The following is an 18,519-nucleotide window of genomic DNA, read 5'->3' on the forward strand; positions in this document are numbered from 1 at the left end:
GTGTCCGCTTGTCTGCGTCTCCGGTAAGGGGGGTTCTAAGGTTTGTTCCAAATACCCGCAACCCCTTTTTTCGGATTATTGCACTTTTTCTTCATTTCCTGAATTTTGACTTAAAATCAGCATGTTGATTGGCAAATGATGCGCTGTCTTTGGGTGTTTGGGTACGATTATTGCTCTTACCAAAGGTAAGGGTCGGGATCTTTCTGGGAACCTTTTGAGTTATCCACAGATCGCGCCGCGACTCGACGCTTCTGGGCGACCGTTTGCGCCAACATTCCGGCCTAGATTTGGGTGAATCGGCCTGGAATCGCAGCAACCCGCCAGAATCAAATCAGATTGCCTGCCGTTTTCGGCGTTTTGGCAGCCGCAGCGCCAGCAAACCCAGAATCACAGCCATGTAGAGCAGCGGTTCGACCTGAAACCCTTTGACCAGCCAGATAAAGTGAACCCCGCCCAGGATCACAGCCAGATAGGTCAGCTTGTGAAGGGTCCGCCACTTCGGCCCGAGCTTGCGGATCGAATAGCTGTTCGATGTAACTGCCAACGGCACCAGACACAGAAAGCCGGCCATGCCGATGGTGATATAAGGACGCTTGATAATGTCCGCCCAGATCTGGCTGAGGATTCCGATATCCAGAACCAGCCAGACCAGCAAATGCAGCGATACATATAGAAAGGCCATCAACCCAATGCATCGGCGGAACTTGATCAGGTTCAAACCTGCGTATCTGCGCAAAGGTGTGATCGTCAGCCCGACAATAAGAAGTTGAAGGGCAATCTCCCCCAGCTCATGTTCGAGCGCCTTGATGGGCTCTACGCCCAAACCGCCGGTTTGCGCCAGATACAACAACCACGGCACGGGCAGAACACATAGTATATAGACAGGCCATGTCGGGACCTTGCGGACAAATCCGTTTACCTGATCCACGATATGCGCCACGCCGCCTGCCTTGCCTTAAGTGTCTTTGGTCAGGTCCATGCCAGCATAAAGCGCTGCCACGTCTTCCTCGTACCCGTTGAACATCTCGGTCGGGATGCGTTTGGAAAACAGACCACTGCCAATTGCCCGTTCGGTCGCCTGCGACCACCGCGGGTGATCGACCTGCGGGTTCACATTACTATAGAACCCGTACTCGCGGGCATTGGCCTTGTTCCAGCTTGTCGGGGGTTGGGTATCGGTCAAGGTGATACGCACCACAGACTTGATCGATTTATAGCCGTATTTCCACGGAACAACCAAACGCAGCGGCGCGCCGTTCTGTTTCAGGATGTCTTTGCCATAGACGCCTGTCGCCATAATCGTCAGCGGGTGCATCGCCTCGTCCAGCCGCAAGCCTTCGACATAGGGCCAATCCAGAACCGGATAGGCGACGCCGGGCATCTCGTCCGGGCGCAATGCGGTTTCAAAGGCCACATATTTCGCGCCAGACTGGACGCCCGCCATATTCAGCAGATCGGCCAGTTCGAACCCGTTCCAGGGGATCACCATCGACCATGCCTCGACACAGCGGAATTTATAAAGCCGCTCTTCGATGGTCATCGCCTTCATGATGTCTTCGAACGCATAGGCACCGGGTTTGTCGACCATGCCGTCAAGTTCGACCGTCCAGGGATCAATGGTCAGTGCATCCGCATATTTGGCCGGATCATCCTTGCCGGTGCCGAACTCGTAGTAGTTATTGTAGGAAGTGATTTCCTCAAAGGTGTTCGGCTCCAACCCTTCGGGTGCCGCGCTGGCGCTGCTGCTGATCCCGGCCAAACCGATCCCTGCCAATGCCCCGCCCATGATCTGCCGTCGGTTCATGAACAGCCCCTCGGGGGTCACGTCTTTTTCTGTCAGCGTATTGATCCAGCGGTTGGCCATTCGGGCGCTCCTTACATCTATATATACAGTAGATAGCGCCCGGATCGGGATCGACCAAACGGTAAGCGGCGACATTTCAGCAATCACACCTTATTGTCACCAAAACGCAAAAGGGCCGCAGCAAATGCCACGGCCCTTTCTTACTGTATATATAGTGTCGCTTAGTGAACGGTCGCGTCATCCGGTTTTGGCCGGTTGCTGGCCGCCACCCGATCACCGATGATCAGACCGTCGGCACCTGCCGACACGGGGATCAGATCACCATCCATCACATCCCCGGCCAGGATCATCTCGGCCAGCGGATCCTGAAGCGCGCGTTGGATCACCCGCTTCAACGGCCGCGCACCGAACACCGGATCATATCCTTCATCCGCGAGCCATTGCCGCGCGCCGTCGTCCAGCTGAAGCTCGATCTTGCGACCGGCAAGACGTTTCAGCAAACGGCTGATCTGGATATCGACGATCCCGTTCATGTCAGCACGCGCCAACCGGTCAAAGATGATCGTTTCGTCCAGACGGTTCAGGAACTCGGGCCGGAAGTGCCCGCGCACTGCGTCCATCACATCGCGTTTGGCCTGATCCATATCCCCGCCTTCGGGCAGTTGGCTTAGCGCTTGCGCACCAAGGTTGCTGGTCAAAACGATCAGCGTTTGCTTGAAATCGACCTTGCGACCCTGACCATCGGTCAGCACACCATCGTCGAGAACCTGCAACAGCACGTTGAACACATCGGGGTGCGCCTTTTCGACCTCGTCGAACAACACAACCTGATAGGGTCTGCGCCGCACGGCTTCGGTCAGAACGCCGCCTTCGTCATAGCCGACATAGCCGGGAGGGGCACCGATCAGGCGAGACACGGCGTGTTTCTCCATGAATTCGGACATGTCGATCCGCACCATCGCGTTTTCGTCGTCGAACAAGAACTCGGCCACGGCTTTGGTCAGCTCGGTTTTACCTACGCCGGTTGGCCCAAGGAACAAGAAGCTGCCCAAAGGCCGCGCCTCGTCGTTCAGACCGGCCCGCGCACGGCGCACCGCGTTTGCTACGGCTTTGACCGCTTGGTTTTGGCCAATCACACGGTTGTGCAACTGATCTTCCATGCGCAACAGCTTGTCACGTTCGCCTTCCAGCATCCGGCCAGCAGGAATACCTGTCCAGCGTTCAACCACGCTTGCGATCTGGTCGGGGCGCACGGCCTCTTCCACCATCACGTCGGTTTCGCTTTCCTCGGCCTCGCCCAGCTTACGCTCCAGATCAGGGATCACGCCATAAGACAGCTCTCCGGCCTTGGCCAGATTGCCTTCGCGCTTGGCGATGTCCAGCTCGGCCCGCGCACGGTCCAGCTTTTCCTTCAGCTCGCGCGCGCCCTCAAGACGGTCACGTTCGCCCTGCCATTGCGCAGTCATCGCATCGGCTTTTTCCTGAAGATCGCCCAGCTCTTTCTCAAGCTTCTCAAGGCGATCTTTGCTGGCGACGTCATCTTCTTTCTTAAGCGCCTCAGCTTCGATCTGAAGCTGCATAATCTGACGGTCCAGCGCATCCAGTTCTTCTGGCTTGCTGTCGACTTCCATCCGCAAACGGCTGGCGGCCTCGTCCATCAGGTCAATCGCTTTGTCAGGCAGGAAACGGTCAGTGATATAGCGGTGCGACAGCGTTGCCGCCGCCACCAGCGCAGAGTCGCTGATCCGCACACCGTGGTGCAGTTCGTACTTCTCTTTAATACCGCGCAGGATCGAAATGGTGTCCTCGACCGTAGGTTCCTCGACCATGACAGGCTGGAACCGGCGGGCAAGGGCCGCATCTTTTTCGACATACTTGCGATATTCATCAAGCGTTGTGGCACCGATACAATGCAGCTCCCCGCGTGCAAGCGCTGGCTTGATCAGGTTGGCCGCGTCCATCGCGCCCTCGCCTTTGCCCGCACCAACAAGGGTGTGCATTTCATCAATGAACAAGATCACTTCGCCAGCGGCCTCGGTCACTTCGGTCAGAACGGCCTTTAGGCGTTCTTCGAACTCGCCACGGTATTTGGCGCCGGCAATCAATGCGCCCATATCCAGCGCCAACAAACGTTTGTTGCGCAGGCTTTCGGGTACGTCACCATCGACAATCCGCAGGGCCAGACCTTCGGCAATCGCTGTTTTACCAACGCCGGGTTCCCCGATCAGAACCGGGTTGTTCTTTGTACGACGGCTCAGCACCTGCATGGCGCGGCGAATTTCTTCGTCCCGGCCAATAATAGGGTCGATTTTACCTTCGCGGGCACGTTCCGTCAGATCAAGGCTGTATTTCTTCAGCGCTTCATAGCCTTCTTCGGCGCTGGCGGTATCCGCCGTCCGACCCTTGCGCACATCATTAATGGCAGCGTTCAGCGCTTGCGCCGTCACCTTACCACTGTCCAATGCGTCCTTTGCACCAGATTTCACCATGCACAGCGCCATCAAAACGCGTTCAACGGGCACAAAGCTGTCACCGGCCTTCTTGGCCAGCTCTTCCGCCTCGGCCAAAACCTTGGCTGTTGTATTGTCCAGATATACTTGGGCCGCGTCGCCCGACACTTTGGGCATCTTGCCCATCGACAGGGTTAAAGCTTGGACAACTGCGGGTGCATTACCGCCAGACGCGGTAATCAGATTGGTTGCCAACCCTTGATCGTCATCCATCAACGCTTTGAGAAGATGCTCTGGCATCAGCCGTTGGTGGCTCTCTCTGGTCGCGATGGTCTGCGCTGCCTGAATAAAGCCACGCGATCTCTCCGTGAACTTGCTCAAGTCCATGGTTCTCTCCTTTTCAGTTAAGCGCCCTATGATTTTGACGCCTGAATATCAGCACGTCAGTTTGTGGGCCTTGACCTAAATCAAGTATCTCAAGCCGGTGGTTTCAAGAGGCTCGCTGTATAATACGCAGTTTTTAGTCACGAATTCGAATTCGCGGCTTTCCGCCGGTGTGGATGGGGCAATTGGAACTCTTTGGGCCGCAGTACCGTTTTTATCGCAGAAGACAACGGACCATCCCATCGCACTGATGACAGGTGCTGGAACCAAAAAGGTACGAGACATGCAGACCCGCCCAGTTCAAATGACCGATGTAATCTACAACGCAGCCGAGCAATGCTTTGAGGCATTGGTAACCGTCCACGATATAGACGGCTCTCGCAAATATGCCTGTTCGATCAACGCGCCAATTTCGACGTCCTTCGCGGATGCCGCAGCGGGCTTGCGCAAACAGGCCGAGCGGCGTCACGCGACCCGCAGCGGAATGTTCAGCGAATTGCAGTTTCAATCCACCCCGCCGCGTGGTGGACGGCAGCGTTTCGATCCGAAAACATGGCTTGCGCATATTGCTAGCCTGTCGGGCCTGCGCGCGGCCTGAAACGTTTGATCGGCGGCGCGATACCTGCACCGCCAGAAACCGCACCTGCCTTTTCCGGTTTGCATTATAATGGACATGGGCAGCCTGACACCGTAAAGCACAACCGTTTGCCCCTGCCCGACAACCGGAGTGCCCCCATGTCAGATGATCGCCTTATCGTTGCCCTTGATGTTCCTCACGCTGTCGCGGGGTTGGAGCTGGCGCAAAAGCTCGGCGATAGCGTCGGGTTTTATAAAATCGGGTTGGGGATGCTGACCACGGGTGGGCTTGGCCTTGCCAATGAACTGATCCAAGAGCACGGCAAACGCGTCTTTCTGGATATGAAGCTGTTCGACATTGGCGCAACTGTCGAAGCGGCGGTACGCGGGCTGGCCCAGTTCGATCTGGATTTCCTGACTGTCCATGGCGACCCCCATGTTGTGCGCGCCGCGATGGAAGGTGCCGCAGGATCGCGGACCAAAATCCTTGCCGTGACGGTTCTGACATCGCTGGACCGCGCAGACCTTGATGCGGCATTGATCCAGCAAGGCGACATTCCCGATCTGGTTGCCACCCGCGCCGGTCGCGCGTTCGAGGCCGGTGCAGATGGTATCATCGCTTCGCCGCAAGAAGCGGCGCTGATCCGGGCGCTGCCACAGTCGCAGGGCAAGCTGATTGTCACCCCCGGTGTACGCCCCCAAGGTGCGGCCTTGGGCGATCAAAAACGTGTCGCGACCCCGCATCAGGCCATCAAAGACGGCGCGGACCATATCGTGGTCGGCAGACCGATCTGGCAAGCAAGCGATCCAAGCGCCGCAGCACGCGCCGTACTGGCCGAATTGCCTTAATCCCGCCACCTTTAATCGTTGACTGTGCTTAATGGGTAACAGACCCGGCTTTACTGTCGTAATACGGGAATTCTGCCTTTGTAACCCAAGAATGATATGGCAACCTTACTTTGGTGATACTCCCCGACGAACTGGTTCTTCCTGATGTTCGTCACCTCCCCCCGCTGGTTGCGGGGGGCTCTTTTCCTCCCCCCTCCCCGCGCGTCTTTAAACGACCCCCTCAGATCATCTGTGACATGCCGACGAAAGCGCCGTTGCACGCCGCAAGAAGCTGCAGCCGACGCATACCTCAGCGCGCACGGGCCCCTTCCGCCGATAACGCAATACACTATATACTTAAGTATAAGGCCAACGGGCGCGCCCCGACGCGCCATGTTCAAACCCGACGGCCTGCGGTATGTTGCCAGCACCGTCCCTAAGCCCATATATCCCTTATGCCCGCAGTTTGCCGCGATTGCCTGACCCAGATATCCCCCGCGCGCCGATGTTCGGCTTGCGGCAGCCCCCGTGTGATGTCTCATCCGGAACTGTTTGACCTGTCCATCGCCCATATGGATTGCGATGCCTTCTATGCCTCCGTCGAAAAGCGCGACAACCCTGCGTTGAACGGAAAACCTGTCATTATTGGGGGTGGACGACGCGGCGTCGTCTCGACCGCTTGCTATATTGCGCGAATCAAAGGCGTTAGGTCTGCCATGCCAATGTTTCAGGCGCTCAAGCTTTGCCCCGAGGCGGTGATCATCAAGCCGCGCATGGAAGCCTATGTCGAAGCATCCCGCGCCATCCGCGCGATGATGGAGGAGCTGACCCCCGCCATCCAACCTCTGTCGTTGGACGAGGCATTTCTGGATATGACCGGCACGACCAAACTGCACGGCGCACCGCCTGCCGTCATGCTGGCAAAACTGGTACGGCGGATGAAGACCGAGCTGGGCCTGACCGGATCAATCGGGCTGTCCCATAACAAGTTCCTGGCCAAGGTCGCGTCTGATCTGGATAAGCCACATGGCTTTTCAATCATCGGCCAAGACGAGACGATGGCATTTTTGCACGACAAACCCGTAAGCATGATCTGGGGTGTCGGTGCCGCCACGCTGGCATCGTTGAACAAGGCGGGCATTCAAACATTTTCCGACCTGTTGCGGTGGGAACAAACCGATCTGATCGCGCGGTTTGGCGGCATGGGCGACCGTCTGTGGCACCTTGCGCGCGGCCAAGACAAACGCCGCGTTTCATCCCATGAACCGATGAAATCAATCAGTAACGAGACCACCTTTCACGACGACACATCGGACCCAGAGCTGCTGGACGGCCATCTGTGGCGCATGGCGCAAAAGGTGGCGGACCGCGCCAAGGCAAAAAACCTCGCGGGGCGCGTTGTGGTCCTCAAGCTTAAACGCTCGGATTTTTCGCTGATCACACGGCGTGTGTCACTGTATGATCCGACACAATTGGCGGACCGCATTTACCGCACCGCACGCGGGTTGTTTGATCAGTTGAATGATCCCGGCCCCTATCGCCTGCTGGGTTGCGGGATTTCGGACCTTAGCGACGCCGATGGCGCGGACCTGTCTGGTGACCTGCTGGACCCCGACGCCAGCCGTCGCGGCAAGGCGGAACGGGCGACGGATGCGATTCGCAACCGCTTCGGTGACAAGGCCATCGTCAAAGGCCGCGCGCTGCGCTGATTACTCGGCCGCCAAGGGGACGCGCCCCTGCCCGATCAACGCAATCTCAGCCACAACCGTTTGCAGCGCCTTTTGCACATCCTCGAAATCGTCATTCGGCTGCACGAGGGCCTCGTTCATATACAGCGACCGATCCAATTCGATCTGAACCGCATGCTGCCCGCGCAAGGGGCGCCCGTAAGCCTGGGTAATATAGGCCCCTGCGAAGGGCGTGTTGCGCGTGACATTGAACCCCGCGCTGGTAAATGCGGCCTCGATCCGGTCCACCACATCACTGCTTGCAGCCGCACCGAAACGATCGCCCAGCACGACATCTGGCCGCTTCATCCCTTGTCGTGCCACGCTATCTACCGCCTCGTGAGGCATGGAGTGACAATCAACCAACACAGCCTGACCATGATGCTGATGCGCATCATTCAGCAGCCGCTGCAACATCGCATGGTAGGGCCGCCAATAGGTATCGATACGTTTTTCAGCCTCTTCCAGCGTGATTTTCCCACGATAAATCGCACGGCCATTCGCAACGACACGCGGAATCACCCCAAGGCCGGATGCCACGCGCGGGTTATGCCCCTGCCGGCGCACCCCCTCGATCAGCGCGGGGTCCAGCTCCTCGCTGGCGCGGTTCAGGTCAATATAGGCGCGCGGTGCACCGGCCATCAAAAACGGCGCACCATAATGCGGAGCAGCATTAAACAGCACATCAACGAAAGCATCCTCGGACGAGCGGATCGTATGATCGTCCAAAACGGTGGATTTCAGGAAAGAAGCACTGTAATTGCGCCCCGAATGCGGGGATGCAAACACCACACAAGACAGGTTCTGCTCGGGGTGAATGACGTCGTATGAGGGGTGTGGCATGAAGGGACCTTTCAAAAACCATACTAGCGCAAGTTTTTACAAAGCCAAAACCCCTTGATCATACCTGCGACTCTATTTATAGCCCCCCTATCGGCGCGGAAATTTCGCGCCCCGTTTTTGTTTGGGGCGTCGGTTTTCGTGTTACATAGGGGGTGATTAGCTCAGCGGTAGAGCACTTCGTTGACATCGAAGGGGTCACTGGTTCGATCCCAGTATCGCCCACCACCTAATTCATTGGCCTCGCAATCGCGGGGCTGCCCGCAACCCGGCGCTGGCCCGCGCCACGACACAGGAGAACGACCATGAAGGTTCGCAATTCGCTCCGCTCGCTCAAGAACCGGCACCGTGACTGCCGCGTTGTGCGTCGCAAAGGCCGCGTTTACGTGATCAACAAAACGCAGCGCCGGTTCAAAGCCCGCCAGGGTTAAGAACTGCTTGCAGACAATTAGAAAAGGCCGCTCCTTCGGGGGCGGCTTTTTTGTTTGGGGGATATGGCTTTTAGGCTGCCCTTCCTGTCGTCCGCCCCCAACACCATAATCAGGCGCATGTGACCGAACCGAAGCGGGCAAACATACCGTTTCGCCATATTTGTGATAAAATGCTTCTGTCAAATTTGTGGAACATTCCTGATGAACGACGTAAGCGTGCGAAGAATTGATACCTTGGTATTGCTGCTTACCGGGGCAGTTCTTGCCTATTCAGCCTTGATTTTCATGTCCGCCTATCTGTCCGGATCGGACATGGGCGCATGGGTGTGGAACCGCCATCAAAACCTATTTTCGTGGTATTCCCGCCCTGTATTCATCGTCCCCGCCGCCTATTATGCGTATCGGCGCAAACTCTGGCATATTCTTGGGTTCATGGCACTTCTTCTGACCAGTTTATTCTGGTTTGATGCGCCAACCACGGTACCCCCAGAGGTGCGCGAATACCTGCAATGGGAAGAGCAGTTGTTTTTCACCAACGACAACAAATTGCCTCTGATCGCGCTGACCGTGGGGGCCACGCTCTTTCTGTTCTTGCTGTTCTACGCGTTTTGGCAACGGAACGTTTGGTATGGTCTTGCGCTCATCAATGCCGGAACGCTTCTTAAAATCGCCGTCAGTATCAGCTTGGGGCAAGAGGCGGGTTCGGCGGCCATCGCACCATCACTCAGCAGTTTACTGGTAATCAATCTGATCGCGTGGGGCGTTTATCGACGTACACGCGGCAGTGAACGCCCCTTGCGCTCCCCCTCACACAGCCTAGGTTCTGCACCAGACATAAATGACTGAACCGAGAGGGACCTCCATGACTGATCTGCCCGACTATACACCCCCTGCCGTCTGGGAATGGGAACAAGGCAACGGCGGTAAATTCGCCAATATCAACCGCCCCGTTGCTGGCCCAACCTCGGAGAAAGAGCTGCCCGTGGGCAAGCATCCGATCCAGCTGTATTCGCTGGCCACGCCCAACGGCGTCAAGGTCACTGTCCTGCTTGAAGAGCTGCTGGCCGCTGGCCACAAGGGCGCGGAATATGACGCATGGCTGATCAACATCGGCGAAGGCGACCAGTTCGGGTCGGGTTTCGTTGACGTGAACCCGAACTCCAAAATCCCCGCGATGATGGACCATTCCGGCGACAAACCGCAGCGTATTTTCGAATCCGCATCGATGATGTTGCATCTGGCCGAGAAGTTTGGTGCGTTCTTGCCCAAAGACCCAAGCCAGCGTACCGAATGTATGTCCTGGCTGTTCTGGCAAATGGGCAGTGCGCCCTATCTGGGCGGTGGTTTCGGGCATTTCTATGCCTACGCGCCGGTCAAAATCAAATATTGCATCGACCGTTTTGCGATGGAAACCAAGCGCCAGTTGGATGTTCTGGACCGTCACCTTGCCGACAATGAATATATGGCTGGCGAATACTCCATCGCTGATATGGCGATCTGGGCATGGTATGGTCAGCTGGTGTTGGGGCGTCTGTACGAAGCGGCCGAGTTCCTTGACGTCGCGTCGTATAAGAACGTCGTGAAATGGGCAGAAAAGATCGATGCGCGTCCTGCCGTCACGCGTGGCCGCATGGTGAATCGCCCCTTTGGGGAGCCTGAAATGCAGCTGCACGAGCGTCATGACGCCAGCGATTTCGACACAAAAACCCAAGACAAAATCGGGTCTGATTCCTAAGAATACTGCGTTTTGCCGCCCCTTCGGTGGCAAAACGCGCCCTACTGTTTTACTCAAGAATACTTGATTGTAGAGGTCAAATCTGTTTCTTACTTAAATTGTAAATTTACTAAAACAGATGGATATACTCATGACCCTGACAAAAACCGCTTTTACAGCCGTGCTTTTGGCCTCAGTCGCCATGCCCGCTTTTGCCGAGGGACAGTTGAACCTGTATTCCTCGCGTCACTACGACACAGATGAAAAACTGTATTCCGACTTTACCGACCAGACCGGCATCACCATCAACCGGATCGAAGGCAAAGCCGACGAACTGCTGGCCCGTATGGACGCCGAGGGCGCGAATTCCCCCGCAGATGTTATGATCACGGTGGATACAAGCCGTCTGGCCCGCGCCAAAAACATGGGTCTGCTGCAACCCGTCGACAGCGACATTCTTGAGGATCGTATCCCGGCCAACCTGCAAGACAGCGACAACAACTGGTTCGGCTTTTCGCAGCGTTCGCGGATCATTTTCTATGCCAAAGACACCGTAGATACGCCGCCAATGAACTACCTCGACCTGGCCGATCCTGCGTATAAGGGCAAAATCTGCATCCGGTCGTCCACGAACTCGTACAACCAGACGCTGCTGGCGGCGCTTGTCACCCACCACGGTGAAGAAAAAGCAACCGAATGGGCGCAAGGCGTAGTCGACAACATGGCACGCGCACCCCAAGGCGGTGATACCGACCAACTGCGCGGCATTGTGTCGGGCGAATGTGAAATCGCTGTCTCCAACTCCTACTACTTCGCCCGTGCGATCCGCACCGACGTTTCAGGCGTCAGCGCCGATATCGCTAAAATCGGTTGGGTTTTCCCAGACCAAGACGGCACAGGCGCACACATGAACCTGTCCGGTGCAGGTGTCGCGGCCAACGCGCCAAACCGTGACAACGCGGTGAAGTTCCTTGAATACCTGTCCTCCGACAGCGCGCAGTCCTATTTCTCGGCCGGGAACGACGAATTCCCAGCGGTCCAAGGTGTGGAACTGGCTGACTCGGTCGCCAAGCTGGGTGAATTCAAAGCGGATGAGGTGAACCTGTCGGAAGTGGCAGAAAACATCCCGACTGCACAAAAGATCTTTAACGCGGTTGGCTGGGAATAACCCACGCCCCCTACGGCTAAAGAACAAAAGACCGCGTCGAAGCATCTTCGGCGCGGTCTTTTATTTTTCGGCCCCGGCGGCGGCAGGAACCATCAGATACTCTTAAAATCTTAACGCTGCCGCCCGACCTGCCGGCAGATCAAGATCACCGGCAGCAAGCCCATCGCCACGATCACCAGCGACGGCACTGCAGCACCTTCTAGACGTTCATCACTGGCCAGACGGTATGCCTGCACCGCCAGCGTGTCATAGTTGAACGGCCGCATGATCAACGTCGCGGGCAGTTCCTTCATCACATCGACAAAGACGATCAATAGCGCGGTCAGCAGGCTGGGCGTCAGGATCGGCAGATGCACCCGGCGCAACGTGCCAATCGGCGTTTCGCCCAACGACCGTGCCGCCGAATCCATATTGGCATGCACCATGGCCTGCCCGCCCTCATACGCGCCCAAGGCTGCCGCCAAAAAGCGCACCATATAGGCCGCGACCAATAGCCAGATCGACCCTGTCACCAATAGCCCCGTCGAGATATCGAAAGTGCTGCGCATCCACGCATCCAACGCGTTATCAAACGCCGCAAACGGCACCAGCAGCCCCACCGCGATCACACCGCCCGGCACGGCATAGCCCAACCGCGCCACATAGGCCGCGCCGTTGGAAAGGGTGCCGGGGCGCAACCGCTGAAAGAAGCCTACACAAACCGCTGCCGCCACAGTGACGACCGCCGCAACCCCTGCCAACGTGGCCGAGTTACGGATAAAGCCCATATAGCGGGGGCTGAGCAGATCCTGTTCAGACCCAAGCCCCATGAACACCAAGATCACCACCGGCAGCACCGCGCCAAGCAGCACCGGCACACCGCAGGCCACAAATGCCACCGCCGCCCGCCATCCGGTCAATTGCACCGGCGGCATTGCCACGGCGCGGCGCGAAGGATCGTGGTACTTCGCCTTGCCGCGCTGAATGCGCTCAAGCATCGCAAGCAGCAGTGCAAAGCTGAGCAAGCAAAGCGCAAGCTGCGCAGCCCCTGCCCTGTCAAACAGGGAAAACCAGCTGGTGTAGATGCCCGTGGCAAAAGTCTGGACGCCGAAATAGGCGACAGTTCCAAAATCGGCGATCGTCTCCATCACCGTCAGCAACACACCACCCGCAATGGCCGGGCGCGCCAGTGGTAGGCTGACCTTGTAGAACGCGGCCCAGGCACTGCTTCCCAAGGCACGTGCCGCCAGAAATGTCGTAGCTGACTGCTGCAAAAACGCGGCGCGGGCCAGAAGATATACGTAAGGGTACAGCACCAAGATCAGCATCAGGGCAGCACCGCCCAGTGATCTGATCTCGGGGAACCAATAGTCGCGCGGGCCCCAGCCTGTCACATCACGCAACACCGTTTGCACAATGCCCGGATGGTCCAAGACATGGGTATAGGCATAGGCCAGCACATAGGCCGGAAAGGCCAACGGCAGCACCAGTGCGATCTCGAGGATTTTCACGCCAGTAAAGCGGGTCATCGTGACAAGCCACGCGGCCCCAACCCCCACCGAGAACGTGCCCAAGGCGACAAAAATCACAAGAAGCAGCGTCGTCCCGGCATAGCCCAGCAAAACCGTATCGACCAAGTGCCGCACAGTGTCCGTGCCCCCGACCAATGCGGCCAACACCACTGCAAGCATCGGCAAGGCGCAGGCGGCCGCAATCATGACCGCAACCGTCGCAAGCCCCCGCAACCCGTCACGTGGGGCTTTGACGACAAATTCAGCAGGGGGTTTCTGGTGCATGGTCATAAATTCGGTTTCGACTATTCTAGTCGAGAATACCAGCGGGGTGCGCAAAATTATCGCAGCGCGTGGTGCGACGTGGTGCCGCCTTCGGCGAGGATATTTAAGAGCCAGAGAAGCGGAGCGGGCTCAGTCGTAGCTGCGTTGGTCTTCGATCACGAGGCCGTCTTTGGGCAGGGTGTCGGGGGCCGTGATCACGATTTTGCCTTTGAGTTTCAGCACATTGACCACGGTTTGTGCGTAGGCATCGGCATCGCCGCCGTTGGATTCGATGTGGACGGTCATCACGTCTTGTTCACCGGCACGGCTGGCGACGACGCGGGCTTTGGTGATCTCGGGGTGGTGATCGACAAGGGCGGCGACCTGTTCGGGGCGCACGAACATGCCTTTGATCTTGGTCGTTTGATCGGCGCGGCCCATCCAGCCTTTGATACGCATATTGGTGCGGCCGCAGGGCGATGTGCCGGGCAGGATGGCACTTAGGTCACCGGTGGCAAAGCGGATCAACGGGTAGTCGGGGTTAAGCGTGGTCACGATCACTTCGCCGACTTCGCCAGCGGGCACGGGATTTCCGGTGCCGGGGGTGACGATTTCAACGATGACATTCTCGTCGACGATCATCCCTTCCATCGCTGGGCTTTCATAGGCGATGTTGCCCAGATCGGCGGTGGCATAGCTTTGCAAACAGGTGATGCCGCGGCCCGAGTAATAATCGCGCAAGGACGGAAACAGCGCACCGCCGCCCACGGCGGCCTTGGTGATGCCAAGGGTCACGCCCATCTCATCGGCTTTTTCGAGGATGATCTTGAGGTAGTCTGGCGTGCCTGCATAGGCGGTGGTGCCCACATCACGCGCGGCGATCACCTGCAGCTCGGTCTGGCCGGTTCCGGCGGGCAGAACAGCAGCGCCCACCGCCTGCGCACCGGATTCAAAGATCATGCCAGCGGGGGTCAGGTGATAGCCAAAGCAGTTGTGCACGATATCGCCTGCGCCGATGCCAACCGCATGCAGGAACCGGCCCATGCGCCACCAATCAGGCGCGTTCGACGACGGTTCGTAAATCGGGCCGGGTGATTGGAATACATGGGTAAAGGCGTGCGCAGGCTTGGTCGTGAAGCCGCCAAAGGGGGCCGAAGCCGCCTGTGCCTTGCCAATCTCGGACTTGCGCAGCACCGGCAAAGCGGCCAGCGCATCGGCGCTTGTGATGGTCGCAGGGTCAATGCCGTCCAATGATCCGGCATACCCGGTCAACGCTTTGGCGCGGGCGATTTGGGCGGGCAAAGCCTGCGCCAGATCGGCGGCGCGCGCCTCGGGGCTACGGGTTTCGAGCTGATCAAAGTGGGACGTCTGTGCCATGTTGCTTACTCGCAATTCATATGAAGTTCAGGTTGGCGGCAAAGGTCGGATCAGCTGAGCCAGCGTTTGCGGCGGCGGTAGCTGCGCACGTCGCGGAACGATTTGCGGCCTTCGTCAGACATGCCCAGATAGAATTCCTTAACGTCCTGATTTTCGCGCAGATCAGCGGCAGGGCCGTCCATCACCACACGACCGGATTCAAGGATGTAGCCGTAATGTGCAAACCGCAGGGCCACGTTGGTGTTCTGTTCGGCCAGCAAGAAGGTCACGCCTTCGTTCTCATTAACCGATTTCACAATCTCGAAAATCTGTTCAACAAGTTGCGGCGCGAGGCCCATCGATGGCTCGTCCAGCAGGATCGTTTCGGGGCGGGACATCAACGCGCGGCCAATCGCACACATCTGTTGTTCGCCACCCGAGGTATAGCCCGCTTGGGATTTACGCCGTTCGCGCAGTCGTGGGAAATAGTCATACACCATCTCAAGATCACGGGCGATTGCCGCCTTGCCGTCGTTGCGGGTATAGGCCCCGGTCAGCAGGTTCTCTTCGATGGTGAGGTGTTCAAAACAATGCCGGCCTTCCATGACCTGTACGACACCGCGCTTTACCATCTCGGCTGGGTCCGAGCTGTGCACTGGTTCGTTGCGGTATTTGATCGACCCTTTGGTGACCTCTCCGCGTTCGGAATGCAGCAGGTTCGAGATCGCCTTGAGCGTTGTCGTCTTGCCCGCGCCATTGCCGCCCAGCAAGGCCGTGATGCCGCCCTTGGGGACTTTCAGGCTCACGCCTTTGAGCACCAGAATGACCGAATTATAGATCACTTCGATATTGTTGACCTCAAGAAGGGTCTCGACCTGCGCGTCGGGCGTTGGGGTGGCGTCCAGCATGGGTGTCTCTTTCATAGATGGCGGTTGTCGGGATGCGGCGACGGTGCCGCCGCATCCCAAGTCAAAGGCTTAGCTTAGCAGCCCGGCGTGATACCGGATTCAGCTGCGAATGCGGCCGCGTCTTCTGCGATCAGCGGTGTCAGCACGTCTTGGTCAGACTGTTCGTAGCCTGTGATCAAGCTCCAGCTGTCGGCAGCAGCATCCCACTGGGATACAGCCACGAGGCCGTTACCGCCGTGGTTTTCACAAGAGACTGAGAACTCGGGACCAAAGTTAGGCAGGCCCAATCCGGCCATCTTCGCTTCGGTGATCTCCAATGCTTCCATACCGTCACGCATTTGTGCAGGTGTCAGCGCCTTGGTGTTGTGGATGCCTTGGGCTGTTTTCGCAGCTTCGGCAGCCAGCATCGCCGCGTAAAGACCACGGTTGTACAAAGCTGTACCGATTTGGTCGCCTGCACCGGCCGCTTTGCCCGAACCAACGACATATTTCTGGATGTCGTCAAATACCGGGAAGTCATCGCCCACGTTGTGGAACGTCAACGCTTTGTAGCCGTTGGCTTTTTCGCCAGCAGGACGCACGTCGTTTTCAGAACCGGACCACCAGATGCCCATGAACTGGTCCATTGGGTAACGGATGTTTGCGGCTTCTTGAACGGCAACCTGGTTCATAACGCCCCAGCCGTACATGATCACATTGTCCGGCTTTTCACGACGGATCTGCAGCCACTGCGATTTCTGCTCCTGACCGGGGTGGTCGACGGGCAGCAAGGACAGTTCAAAACCGTGCTTTTTGCTCAGCTCTTCCAGCGTGCGGATTGGTTCTTTGCCATAGGCAGAGTTGTGGTAAACCAGTGCGATCTTTTTACCGTCAAGGCTGCCACCGTTCACGTCCAGCAGATGCTTGATCGCAACCGATGCGCCATCCCAATAGTTCGCAGGATAGTTAAAGACGTTCTTGAACACGGAACCGTCTTTGGCAGATGTCCGGCCATAGCCCATCGAGTGGACAGGAATGCCGTCAGCTGTCGCTTTGGGGATCAGCTGATAGGTGATGCCTGTGGACAGCGGTTGATAGACCAACGCGCCTTCGCCCTTGGTGCTTTCATAGCATTCCACACCTTTTTCGGTGTTATAGCCGGTTTCGCATTCGATCATTCGGATCGGCTCGCCACCAATGCCGCCATCGCGCTCATTCAGCAGTGTGAAATAATCCGCATAGCCATCCGCAAACGGAATGCCGTTAGCGGCGTAAGGGCCGGTGCGATAGCTCAGCGATGGAAAGACAAGCTCTGCCATTGCGGGGCCGGCGGCCAGCGTGACGCCAAGCGCCAGTGTGGTCAGTTTCAGTTTCATGTTCATCGGTGTTTCCTCCCTTGGATATGTCCGATCGTGCCGGGTTTTCCCGGTCGTCTGCTTCGGCAAGGTTTCTCCTCCCCCGCCATGTGCCACCCCCTAGTGCGGGAAGGGCCACAATCTCAGTTTTTCCTTGGCCACGCGCCACAGTTGGGCAAGGCCGTGCGGTTCTGCGATCAGGAACACGATAATCAGGCCCCCGACGATCACAAGCTGCAAATGCGCCACGATATCCGTGGGCCAGCCCAGCCAATCCACGCCAACGATTTTCAGCACCACAGGCAGCAGCACCAGAAATGCGGCCCCGGCAAAACTGCCAAAGATCGATCCCAGCCCGCCGATGATGATCATGAACAGCACGAGGAATGATTTCTGAATGCCGAACACTTCGCCGACCTCGACCGCGCCCAGATAGATGGCAAAGAACAACGCCCCCGAGATGCCGATAAAGAACGACGATACAGCAAAAGCGGTCAGCTTGGCGCGCAGCGGGTTCACCCCGATGATCTCGGCCGCGATGTCCATATCGCGGATGGCCATCCATTTGCGCCCCACCGACCCGCGGGTCAGGTTACGGGCCACATAGGCGCTGAAAATCACAAACATCAGACAGAACAGATAGGTCGCCCAGGCTTGGGTATTCGCACCGGTGATGTTGATGCCCAAGAACGTGCGCTCAGGTGCGCTGATCTGGCCCGACGCCGAATAGTTGTAAAACCACGGCACCCGGTTAAACAGCCACACAAGAAAGAACTGCGCCGCCAATGTTGCAACCGCAAGGTAAAACCCCTTGATCCGTAGTGACGGCAAACCGAACAGCACGCCAACCGCCGCTGTGATAAGGCCGGACAACAACACATGTACCAGCATGCTAACATCCGGAAAACTGGTCATCAGCTTGTAGCACGCATAGGCCCCCACAGCCATGAAACCACCGGTACCAAGGCTGACCTGACCGCAATAGCCCACCAGAATGTTCAACCCGATCGCCGCAATGGCATAGATCAGGAACGGCAGGAAAAGCGAGTTTACCCAATAGTCGTTGATCATAAACGGGATCACGGCAATGGCGATGAACAGCACAAAGTAATAGCGATACCGGTCAAACTTGATCGGAAACGTCTGGCTGTCTTCTGCATAGGTGGAGCTGAAATCCCCTGATTCACGATAAAGCATCAGATGCGCCCCTCATTCCAAATGGTTTTATATCCTGGGGTCCGGGGC

The 18,519-nt window shown here is 57.5% G+C and carries 16 protein-coding genes and 1 tRNA gene; 8 read left to right on the forward strand and 9 right to left on the reverse strand.

Features of this window, described 5'->3' with window-relative positions; translation table 11 throughout:
• Positions 1-331: 331 nt before the first annotated feature.
• The 3 genes from msrQ to clpB form a co-directional block, all read right to left on the reverse strand.
• Positions 332-931, reverse strand: coding sequence for a protein-methionine-sulfoxide reductase heme-binding subunit MsrQ (msrQ, locus tag WNY39_RS07475; protein ID WP_342845394.1), 600 nt, complete (start codon positions 929-931; stop codon positions 332-334).
• A gap of 24 nt (positions 932-955) precedes the next feature.
• Complete coding sequence (gene msrP, locus WNY39_RS07480) at positions 956-1,864, reverse strand: protein-methionine-sulfoxide reductase catalytic subunit MsrP (RefSeq protein WP_342844963.1); 909 nt, start codon at positions 1,862-1,864, stop codon at positions 956-958.
• A 161-nt stretch (positions 1,865-2,025) separates the two neighbouring features.
• The gene (gene clpB / locus WNY39_RS07485; protein WP_342844964.1) at positions 2,026-4,641 is read right to left on the reverse strand and encodes an ATP-dependent chaperone ClpB; all 2,616 of its coding nucleotides are present in this window, start codon (positions 4,639-4,641) and stop codon (positions 2,026-2,028) included.
• Positions 4,642-4,921: 280 nt separating this feature from the next.
• On the opposite strand from clpB, the gene WNY39_RS07490 reads away from it, so the two are divergent.
• The 3 genes from WNY39_RS07490 (at position 4,922) to WNY39_RS07500 (ending at position 7,751) form a co-directional block, all read left to right on the forward strand.
• Positions 4,922-5,236, forward strand: coding sequence for an orotidine 5-phosphate decarboxylase (locus WNY39_RS07490; RefSeq protein ID WP_342844965.1), 315 nt, complete (start codon positions 4,922-4,924; stop codon positions 5,234-5,236).
• A 137-nt stretch (positions 5,237-5,373) separates the two neighbouring features.
• The gene (gene pyrF, locus WNY39_RS07495) at positions 5,374-6,063 is read left to right on the forward strand and encodes an orotidine-5'-phosphate decarboxylase (RefSeq protein WP_341232517.1); all 690 of its coding nucleotides are present in this window, start codon (positions 5,374-5,376) and stop codon (positions 6,061-6,063) included.
• Positions 6,064-6,497: 434 nt separating this feature from the next.
• Positions 6,498-7,751, forward strand: coding sequence for a DNA polymerase IV (locus tag WNY39_RS07500; RefSeq protein ID WP_342844966.1), 1,254 nt, complete (start codon positions 6,498-6,500; stop codon positions 7,749-7,751).
• Here WNY39_RS07500 and WNY39_RS07505 read toward each other — a convergent pair whose 3' ends face one another.
• The gene (locus tag WNY39_RS07505) at positions 7,752-8,612 is read right to left on the reverse strand and encodes an N-formylglutamate amidohydrolase (protein ID WP_342844967.1); all 861 of its coding nucleotides are present in this window, start codon (positions 8,610-8,612) and stop codon (positions 7,752-7,754) included. It lies immediately after the preceding gene.
• A gap of 150 nt (positions 8,613-8,762) precedes the next feature.
• Here WNY39_RS07505 and WNY39_RS07510 point away from each other — a divergent pair.
• The 5 genes from WNY39_RS07510 to WNY39_RS07530 all read left to right on the forward strand — a co-directional run bounded on the left by WNY39_RS07510 (position 8,763) and on the right by WNY39_RS07530 (position 11,922).
• Positions 8,763-8,837: transfer RNA gene (locus WNY39_RS07510), tRNA-Val, on the forward strand.
• Positions 8,838-8,914: 77 nt separating this feature from the next.
• Positions 8,915-9,040, forward strand: a complete 126-nt coding sequence (gene ykgO / locus WNY39_RS07515) for a type B 50S ribosomal protein L36 (protein WP_005850168.1) — start codon at positions 8,915-8,917, stop codon at positions 9,038-9,040.
• Positions 9,041-9,325: 285 nt separating this feature from the next.
• Positions 9,326-9,886, forward strand: coding sequence for a hypothetical protein (locus WNY39_RS07520; RefSeq protein WP_342844968.1), 561 nt, complete (start codon positions 9,326-9,328; stop codon positions 9,884-9,886).
• Positions 9,887-9,902: 16 nt separating this feature from the next.
• Positions 9,903-10,775: a glutathione-dependent disulfide-bond oxidoreductase gene (gene yghU, locus WNY39_RS07525; protein ID WP_342844969.1), complete on the forward strand. Its 873-nt coding sequence runs from the start codon at positions 9,903-9,905 to the stop codon at positions 10,773-10,775.
• A gap of 130 nt (positions 10,776-10,905) precedes the next feature.
• Positions 10,906-11,922 (forward strand): Fe(3+) ABC transporter substrate-binding protein, encoded by a 1,017-nt coding sequence (locus tag WNY39_RS07530; RefSeq protein WP_342844970.1) that lies wholly within the window; start codon positions 10,906-10,908, stop codon positions 11,920-11,922.
• A 110-nt stretch (positions 11,923-12,032) separates the two neighbouring features.
• Here WNY39_RS07530 and WNY39_RS07535 read toward each other — a convergent pair whose 3' ends face one another.
• The 5 genes from WNY39_RS07535 to WNY39_RS07555 form a co-directional block, all read right to left on the reverse strand.
• Positions 12,033-13,697, reverse strand: coding sequence for an iron ABC transporter permease (locus WNY39_RS07535; protein WP_342844971.1), 1,665 nt, complete (start codon positions 13,695-13,697; stop codon positions 12,033-12,035).
• 129 nt (positions 13,698-13,826) lie between these two features.
• Positions 13,827-15,053 (reverse strand): phenylacetate--CoA ligase family protein, encoded by a 1,227-nt coding sequence (locus tag WNY39_RS07540; protein WP_342844972.1) that lies wholly within the window; start codon positions 15,051-15,053, stop codon positions 13,827-13,829.
• Between the two features lie 50 nt (positions 15,054-15,103).
• Positions 15,104-15,940: an ABC transporter ATP-binding protein gene (locus tag WNY39_RS07545; RefSeq protein ID WP_341232526.1), complete on the reverse strand. Its 837-nt coding sequence runs from the start codon at positions 15,938-15,940 to the stop codon at positions 15,104-15,106.
• 74 nt (positions 15,941-16,014) lie between these two features.
• Positions 16,015-17,295, reverse strand: a complete 1,281-nt coding sequence (locus WNY39_RS07550; protein WP_342845395.1) for an ABC transporter substrate-binding protein — start codon at positions 17,293-17,295, stop codon at positions 16,015-16,017.
• Between the two features lie 99 nt (positions 17,296-17,394).
• A complete protein-coding gene (locus WNY39_RS07555) occupies positions 17,395-18,471 on the reverse strand; it encodes a branched-chain amino acid ABC transporter permease (RefSeq protein ID WP_341232527.1) in 1,077 nt (358 codons plus the stop codon).
• Between the last annotated feature and the right edge of the window lie 48 nt (positions 18,472-18,519).

Source organism: Sulfitobacter sp. AS59, assembly GCF_038899995.1.
GTDB lineage: Bacteria > Pseudomonadota > Alphaproteobacteria > Rhodobacterales > Rhodobacteraceae > Sulfitobacter.

Bases quoted from the DNA above. Each gene is read 5' to 3' on its own strand.
- msrP (WP_342844963.1), bottom strand. From the start codon at position 1,864: ATGGCCAACCGCTGGATCAATACGCTGACAGAAAAAGACGTGACCCCC.
- clpB (WP_342844964.1), bottom strand. From the start codon at position 4,641: ATGGACTTGAGCAAGTTCACGGAGAGATCGCGTGGCTTTATTCAGGCA.
- WNY39_RS07490 (WP_342844965.1), top strand. From the start codon at position 4,922: ATGCAGACCCGCCCAGTTCAAATGACCGATGTAATCTACAACGCAGCC.
- pyrF (WP_341232517.1), top strand. From the start codon at position 5,374: ATGTCAGATGATCGCCTTATCGTTGCCCTTGATGTTCCTCACGCTGTC.
- WNY39_RS07500 (WP_342844966.1), top strand. From the start codon at position 6,498: ATGCCCGCAGTTTGCCGCGATTGCCTGACCCAGATATCCCCCGCGCGC.
- WNY39_RS07505 (WP_342844967.1), bottom strand. From the start codon at position 8,612: ATGCCACACCCCTCATACGACGTCATTCACCCCGAGCAGAACCTGTCT.
- ykgO (WP_005850168.1), top strand. From the start codon at position 8,915: ATGAAGGTTCGCAATTCGCTCCGCTCGCTCAAGAACCGGCACCGTGAC.
- WNY39_RS07520 (WP_342844968.1), top strand. From the start codon at position 9,326: ATGTCCGCCTATCTGTCCGGATCGGACATGGGCGCATGGGTGTGGAAC.
- yghU (WP_342844969.1), top strand. From the start codon at position 9,903: ATGACTGATCTGCCCGACTATACACCCCCTGCCGTCTGGGAATGGGAA.
- WNY39_RS07530 (WP_342844970.1), top strand. From the start codon at position 10,906: ATGACCCTGACAAAAACCGCTTTTACAGCCGTGCTTTTGGCCTCAGTC.
- WNY39_RS07535 (WP_342844971.1), bottom strand. From the start codon at position 13,697: ATGCACCAGAAACCCCCTGCTGAATTTGTCGTCAAAGCCCCACGTGAC.
- WNY39_RS07540 (WP_342844972.1), bottom strand. From the start codon at position 15,053: ATGGCACAGACGTCCCACTTTGATCAGCTCGAAACCCGTAGCCCCGAG.
- WNY39_RS07545 (WP_341232526.1), bottom strand. From the start codon at position 15,940: ATGCTGGACGCCACCCCAACGCCCGACGCGCAGGTCGAGACCCTTCTT.
- WNY39_RS07550 (WP_342845395.1), bottom strand. From the start codon at position 17,295: ATGAAACTGAAACTGACCACACTGGCGCTTGGCGTCACGCTGGCCGCC.
- WNY39_RS07555 (WP_341232527.1), bottom strand. From the start codon at position 18,471: ATGCTTTATCGTGAATCAGGGGATTTCAGCTCCACCTATGCAGAAGAC.